6 protein-coding genes are annotated in these 7,263 nt (G+C 66.5%); all 6 read left to right on the top strand.

Features of this window, described 5'->3' with window-relative positions:
- On the top strand, nucleotides 1-714 hold a 714-nt coding region (locus tag AC1DYI_RS22365), incomplete at its 5' end, for an aminotransferase-like domain-containing protein (RefSeq protein WP_477206339.1).
- 71 nt (nucleotides 715-785) lie between these two features.
- On the top strand, nucleotides 786-3,413 hold the full coding sequence (alaS, locus tag AC1DYI_RS22360) for an alanine--tRNA ligase (RefSeq protein ID WP_477206338.1): 2,628 nt from the start codon (nucleotides 786-788) through the stop codon (nucleotides 3,411-3,413).
- A gap of 197 nt (nucleotides 3,414-3,610) precedes the next feature.
- Nucleotides 3,611-4,132, top strand: a complete 522-nt coding sequence (locus AC1DYI_RS22355) for a DUF1993 domain-containing protein (protein ID WP_477206337.1) — start codon at nucleotides 3,611-3,613, stop codon at nucleotides 4,130-4,132.
- A gap of 15 nt (nucleotides 4,133-4,147) precedes the next feature.
- Entirely contained in the window at nucleotides 4,148-4,576 is a 429-nt protein-coding gene (locus AC1DYI_RS22350) for a GNAT family acetyltransferase (protein ID WP_477206336.1), read from the top strand.
- Between the two features lie 52 nt (nucleotides 4,577-4,628).
- Nucleotides 4,629-6,017 carry a TldD/PmbA family protein gene (locus tag AC1DYI_RS22345; protein WP_477206335.1) on the top strand — a complete coding sequence of 463 codons (1,389 nt, stop codon included), beginning with the start codon at nucleotides 4,629-4,631 and terminating at the stop codon, nucleotides 6,015-6,017.
- Between the two features lie 2 nt (nucleotides 6,018-6,019).
- On the top strand, nucleotides 6,020-7,263 hold a 1,244-nt coding region (locus AC1DYI_RS22340), incomplete at its 3' end, for a metallopeptidase TldD-related protein (protein WP_477206334.1).

The following is a 7,263-nucleotide window of genomic DNA, read 5'->3' as shown; positions in this document are numbered from 1 at the left end:
CCTCAGGGCTATGACCTGGCCGCGCTGGAAGCGCTGGTCACCGAGCACCGGCCCAAGGTCTTCTTCACCCAGCCGCGGCTGCAAAGCCCCACCGGTTCTGCTGCGCCGCTGGGCCAGTTGCACCGGGTGCTGCAACTGGCCGAGAAACACGACCTGACCATCGTCGAGAACGACATCTACGTCGAGCTGGACCCTGAACCTCGCCCCAGCCTGGCCAGTCTGGACCAACTGACCCGCGTGATCTACATCGGCAGCTACTCCAAGACGATCTCGCCCAACATCCGCGTCGGCTTCTTAGCAGCCCACCCGGACTTGCTGGAAGACCTGGCCCAGCTGAAGATGATCTCGGGCCTGACCTCGGCCGAGTTTGGCGAGCGGCTGGCGCTGAGCGCGCTGCTCGACGGCCGCCGCCGCAAGCACCTGAAGTCGCTGCGCGAGCGCCTGGMCGAGGCGCACCAGCGTGTCGGTGGTCAGCTGGTGGCGCTGGGTTTCGAGCTGTTCGCCGAGCCCAAGGCCGGCATGTTCCTCTGGGCACGCCACCCTAAGCTGCCCGATGCCCCGGCACTGGCCAACCGCGCGGCCGAGGCCGACATCATGCTCGGCCCGGGCCACCTGTTCCGCGCCGAGTTGCAGCCAACCGACTGGATGCGCTTCAACGTCGCCTTCTCGGGCGATGAGCGGCTGTTCGCGTTTCTCGCGCGCGAACTGGAATAATCGCCAGTTCCCCTTTTGGTTTCCCTCTCCCTCCGCGCACCACCGCGCGGCATGCACCCAGAAAGCCCCGGATGAAAGCCTCCGAGATCCGCCAGACGTTCTTGAAGTTCTTCGAATCGAAGGGCCACACCATCGTCGCCTCGAGCCCGGTGGTGCCCGGCGACGACCCGACGCTGCTGTTCACAAACGCCGGGATGAACCAGTTCAAGGACGTCTTCCTCGGCGTCGACAAGCGGCCCTACAACCGCGCGACCAGCTCGCAGAAGTGCATCCGCGCCGGCGGCAAGCACAACGACCTCGACAACGTGGGCTACACCGCGCGTCACCACACGTTCTTCGAGATGCTGGGCAACYTCTCGTTCGGCGACTACTTCAAGCACGACGCCATCCAGTACGCCTGGGAGCTGCTGACCGAGCACTTCAAGCTGCCGAAGGAAAAGCTCTGGGTCACCGTCTACGAAGAAGACGACGAGGCCTACGAGATCTGGAACAAGGTCGTCGGCGTGCCGACCGAGCGCATCGTGCGCATCGGCGACAACAAGGGCAAGCGCTACGCCAGTGACAACTTCTGGATGATGGGCGACACAGGCCCCTGCGGCCCCTGCACCGAGATCTTCTACGACCATGGCCCGGAAGTGGCCGGCGGCCCCCCGGGCAGCCCGAACGAAGACGGTGACCGCTACATCGAAATCTGGAACAACGTCTTCATGCAGTTCAACCGCACCGAAGACGGTGTGATGCACAAGCTGCCGAAGCCCAGTGTCGACACTGGCATGGGCCTGGAGCGCATCACCGCGGTGCTGCAGCACGTGCACTCGAACTACGAGATCGACCTGTTCGTCGCGCTGCTGGCCGCGGCCAAGAAGGCGGTCGACGCCGCTGGCGGTGGCGACAGTGACAAAGACTCGCCGAGCCTGAAGGTCATTGCCGACCACATCCGCACTTGCACCTTCGCGGTGGTCGACGGCGTGATTCCGAGCAACGCGGGCCGCGGCTACGTGCTGCGCCGCATCGCGCGTCGCGCGATTCGCCATGGCTACAAGTTGGGCGCACGCAAGGCGTTCTTCTACACGCTGGTGCCGGCGCTGGTCGAGCAGATGGGTGAGGCTTACCCCGAGCTGCGTGCGGGGGCGGCACGGGTGACCGAAGTGCTGAAGCAGGAGGAAGAGCGCTTCTTCCAGACGATCGAGCGCGGCATGGAGATTCTGGAGACGGCGCTGGCTGCGAAGCCGGCCGTGCTCGATGGTGACACCGCGTTCAAGCTGCACGACACCTATGGCTTCCCGGTTGATCTGACGGCGGATGTGTGCCGCGAGCGTGGAATCACTGTGGACCAGGCCGGCTTCGACGCCGCGATGCAACGGCAGCGTGACGGAACTCGCGACAAGAACAAGTTCAAGATGGCGCAGGGCCTCGCGTACGAGGGCACGCCGACGACCTTCCACGGCTACGACGAGTTGGTGCATGAGGGCGCCAAGGTCACCGCCGTCTATGTCGATGGCAGTCCGGTCAATGTGGCTCGCGCCGGTGACGACGTGGTGGTCGTGCTCGACCACACGCCGTTCTACGCCGAAAGCGGCGGCCAGGTCGGTGATGCCGGCGAGTTCCGCAATGGGACGACGCGCGTCGTTGTCGACGACACGCTGAAGATCCAGGCCGACGTGTTCGGCCACCACGGCACCGTCGTCGAAGGCGAGGTCAAGGTCGGCGACGTGTTTGCCGCCAAGGTCGATACCGAGCGCCGCGCCAAGACCGTGCGCAACCACAGCGCGACCCACCTGATGCACAAAGCGTTGCGCGAAGTGCTGGGCGGCCATGTGCAGCAGAAAGGTTCGCTGGTCAACGCTGACCGCACCCGCTTCGACTTCGCGCACACCGGCCCGATGACCGACGAGCAGATCGCCAAGGTCGAGGCCATCGTCAACGCCGAGATCCTGGCCAACGCCGGCGCTTCAGCCGAGGTGATGGCGCTGGACGATGCGCAGAAGAGCGGCGCGATGATGCTGTTCGGCGAGAAGTACGGCGACACGGTGCGCGTGCTCAGCATCGGCTCCAGCAAGGAGCTTTGCGGCGGCACCCACGTTGGCCGCACCGGCGACATCGGCCTGTTCAAGATCGTGGGCGAGGGCGGTGTCGCTGCCGGCATCCGCCGCGTCGAGGCGGTGACCGGCGAGAACGCGCTGGCCTACCTGCAAAGCCTGGAGAACACGGTGAACGGCCTGGCCGGCTCACTGAAGGTCTCGCCGCACGAGGTGCCGGCGCGTGTCGCCAGTGTGCTGGACCACGTCCGTGCGCTGGAGAAGGAAGTCGCTGCGCTGAAGGGCAAGCTGGCTTCTTCGCAAGGCGACGAGTTGCTGTCGCAAGCTGTCGATGTCAAAGGCATCAAGGTGTTGGCCGCGACGCTGGAAGGCGCCGACGCCAAGGCCCTGCGCGAGACGATGGACAAGCTGAAGGACAAGCTGAAGACCGCAGCCATCGTGCTGGCGGCGGTCGACGGCGGCAAGGTCCAGCTCGCGGCCGGCGTGACCAACGATTCGATCGGCAAGGTCAAGGCCGRCGAGCTGGTCAACTTCGTCGCCCAGCAGGTCGGCGGCAAGGGGGGCGGCAAGCCTGACCTGGCGATGGCCGGCGGCACCGACGCCAGCAAGCTCAGCAGCGCTTTGGCGAGCGTGGCCGGCTGGGTGGCCGAGCGCGCTTGACGACCCTCCAACAAAAAGGGCCGAGACGCTCTGCGGCGTCTCGGCCCTTTTTTGCGTGCGCTGTGCGCGTTCAGAGCGCGTTTTCAGTCTCGTGCATTTCCTCCCCGAGGATGGTCTGGGGTTGATTCCGAGGCCAGATCCTTGGCGCAGAACCGCTGCGTATCATGGCGCTCCACCTGAGACAACAAGGATCCACCATGGCCATCACCCTGTCTTCCGCCAGCCTGCCGATCTTCCGTACCGGCTTGGCCAATCTGGACCATTGCCTGGCCAAGGCCGAGGCGAATGCGGCGGTGCGCAAATTCGATCCGAACGTGCTGGTCGGCGTGCGCCTGGCGCCGGACATGCTGCCGTTCGTTGCGCAAATCCGCATTGCCTGCGACGCCGCCAAGCTGGCTGTCGCCCGCATCTCGGGCATAGAGGCGCCGAAGTTCGAGGACAACGAGACCACGTTCGCTGACCTGCGCGCGCGCATCACCAAGACGCTCGAATGGTTGGCCACCGTGCCGGCTGACAAGCTCGACGGGCGCGAAGAGATCGACATCACCTTCCCGGTCGGGCGCGACAAGACCCGCACGTTGAAGGGCGAGGCCTACCTCAAGCACTGGGCGCTGCCGAACTTCTTCTTCCACGTGACCACCGCCTACGCGCTGCTGCGCCACAACGGTGTCGACCTGGGCAAGCAGGACTACCTGCTCGGCGCTCAAGCCGGTGGCTGAGGAAAAGGGTGGCCGATGACGTTCCAGATCCGCCCGTTTGAGGATGCCGACGAACCCGCCGTCGTGGCACTGTGGCAGCGCTGCGGCCTGACCCGCCCCTGGAACGACCCGGCCAAGGACATTCGACGCAAGCTCGCCGAGCAGCCGGAGCTGTTCGGCGTGATGGCCGACGGCGCCGACATCGTCGGCACCGTGATGGCTGGCTACGAAGGCCATCGCGGCTGGATCAACTACCTGGCGGTTGATCCGTCGCGCCAGCAACGGGGTCTGGGCCGCCAATTGATGGATTGGTCGGAAGCGCGGCTGCGCGAGCGCGGCTGCCCCAAAATCAACCTTCAGGTCCGGCAAGGCAACGAAGCCGTGCTGGCCTTTTATGCGGCGTTGGGATACGCAGACGACAACGTGGTGAGCCTGGGCAAACGGCTCGAACACGACAACCCCTGATCGACCGCTTTACACCAGCAGCAGGTGCCCACAAGGTGCCAGGGAGACATGGATGAGCTTGAACCCACCGGCCCTGTCAGCGCCCGCCTTGTTGGCCGGCCTGCAGTACAGCGAACTGCGCCAGCACGAGCTGCGCAAGTCCCGCGTGATGATGATCGACGGCAACCTGACGCAGAACAGCCGCATCAGCGAAGGCGGCACCAGCGCCYGGGTCTACCGCGACGGCTACTGGGGCTTCGCGTCGGTGCCCGGCACCGGGGCCGACGCCACGGAGCGCGTGGGTCGCCAGTCACGTGACAACGTGCAGGCGATGGCGCGCTTCGGCCAGCRTTCGTCGGTGGTGTTGCCGATGGGCGGCTACCGCGGCGAGCATGTCTACCATGGCCGCGCAGCGTTGGACCAGGCCGAGATTCAGGACCGCCTGGGCGCATTGAACGCCTGGTGCAAGCAGCGTTACCCAGGCTTGAAGTCGATCCGCTTCATCGTCAGCGACGAGCACCACACCAAGTGGCTGGCCACCAGCACCGGCGGCCAGTCGCTGGCCAGCATCCAGCGTGCGTTGTGCCAGGTGGTGTTTGTCGCGCAATCGGCCGATGGGGCGCCGGTGGAGTTGACGGAGCAGGTGTCCGGCAAGGGCAGCCTGGCCGACATCGACTGGTCGATCGACACACTGTCACCGCAGCTGGACGAACTGCACCGCCACCTGCGTGCCAAGTGCGACGCGGTGGCCGCGCGCGGCGGCCTGCAGACGGTGGTGCTGGCGCCGCCGTTGGCCGGCATGTTGGCGCACGAGGCAATGGGCCATCCGTGTGAGGCCGATATCGTGCTCGGCGGCGCAGTCACGGGCGGGCTGCTGGGTCAGCGCGTCGCGAGCGACCTGATCAGCATGGTCGACTACGCCCACCACTTCGACGGCCAGGAGGTGATGATCCCGGTCTATGCCGACGACGAGGGCACACCGGCGCGCGACGCCTGGCTGATCAAGAACGGCATCCTGACCGAGTTCATGAACAGCCGCGAGACGGCAGCCCGCCTGGGTGTGCCGACTACCGGCAGCGCGCGCGCTTACGGGCCGAGCGATGAGCCGCTGGTGCGCATGCGCAACACGGCCATCCTGCCGGGCCAGTCGACGCTGGATCAGATGATCGCTGGCGTCGACAGCGGCTACCTGCTGATGAAGACGGCCAACGGCCAGGCCGACTCGACCACCGAGTTCATGTTCGGCATCAGCCTGGCTTACGAGATCAACAACGGCAAGCTGGGCCCGGCGATCCGCGACACGACGGTGTCCGGCTCGGCGATCAAGGTGCTGCAGTCGGTCGACGCGGTGTCCAACGACATGCACTGGAGCTGCAGCGGCTATTGCGGCAAGAAACAGCCGATGGTCGTGTCGATGGGCGGGCCTGCGCTGCGGGCGCGGGCGCACATGGGGGGTGAATGAACATGAGCGCACAAGACTTCGACCCCGTCTTGCGTGACCAGGCCGAGCAGGTGCTGGGCCTGATGCGAGCGCAAGGCTTTGACCAGGCGCAGGTGAGCGTCGGGTGGCATCGCCAGAGCGAGCTGAACGTGGCCCACAACGAGCCCAGCCTGATGCGCAGCACCGAGCAAAGCCGCGTGTCGCTGCTGGGCCTGCTCGACGGGCGGCGCGCCAGCACCGAGCTGAGTTCCCTCGATGAGGCGTCGCTGCGCCACGGCGTCGCCGAGCTGTACGCCGCCGCGCAAGCCGCACCGCAGGACGCGGCCAACGCGGTGTCTGCCAACCAGCGCGCGCGCATCGCGCAGGGCCCGCTGGAGGCTGACCCGACGCTGTTGGCCGACACGATGGCCGAGCTGTTGGCCTTCCGCACCCGCGAGACGCCGCGTTTYACGCTCGAAGAGGGCGCCACCGCGCACCACCTGAGCCAGYCGCACACGCTGACGACGGGTGGCAGCGATTTGGCCAGCCGCGCCGGCTGGCTGTCGCTCAGCGCCTTTGGCACCGCACGCGAAGGCGACCGCGCCAGCTCGTTCAACTATGGGGGCGGCGACGCGCACGATTGGGCCGGCCAGTCCGCCGAGGCCTGGTTCGGCCTCGGCGAGATGATGCGCGACACCTCGCAGCAGATCGACACCCAGCGCTTCAGCGCCAAGTTCGTCGGCGAAGTCGTGTTCACGCCGAACGCCGTTGATGACCTGCTGGGCTGGCTGCTGGGCCAACTGGGCGATGCGCAGCTGATTGCCGGAAGCTCGCTCTACCGCGACCAGGTGGGCCAGGCGATTGCCTCGCCGCTGCTGGGGCTGACGAGCCGTTTCGCAGCGCCCGGCGTGGTGCCCTTGTCGGGCGATGCCTTCAACACCCCACCTGTCAGCGTGCTGAACGAGGGTCGGCTGCAGACGCTGCTGCCCAGCCTCTATGGCAGCCGCAAGACCGGCCTGGCCCATGTGCCGACGACGTCCGGGTGGGAAGTGGCGGCCGGCACGACATCGCGCGCCGAGCTGGTGGGTCAGGTGGAGCGCGGTGCGATCGTCGGCCGACTGTCGATGGGCATGCCGGCAGCCAACGGCGACTTCTCGGGCGTGATCAAGAACAGCTTCCGCATCGATGGCGGCGTGGTCGGCCCGGCTTTGTCCGAGGTCATGATCAGCGGCAACATCGCCCGCATGCTGAAAGAGATCCTGGCTGTCAGCCGTGAGCGGCTGGACAC

The sequence above is a fragment of the Ideonella sp. P3_A4 genome (genome assembly GCF_056403075.1).
The sequence above is the reverse complement of the archived record's forward strand: the minus strand, read 5'-3'. Positions and strand labels throughout refer to the sequence as shown.

What these genes read in the sequence shown, in the direction of transcription:
- AC1DYI_RS22355 (WP_477206337.1), top strand. Translation starts at nt 3,611, where the DNA reads ATGGCCATCACCCTGTCTTCCGCCAGCCTGCCGATCTTCCGTACCGGC.
- AC1DYI_RS22350 (WP_477206336.1), top strand. Translation starts at nt 4,148, where the DNA reads ATGACGTTCCAGATCCGCCCGTTTGAGGATGCCGACGAACCCGCCGTC.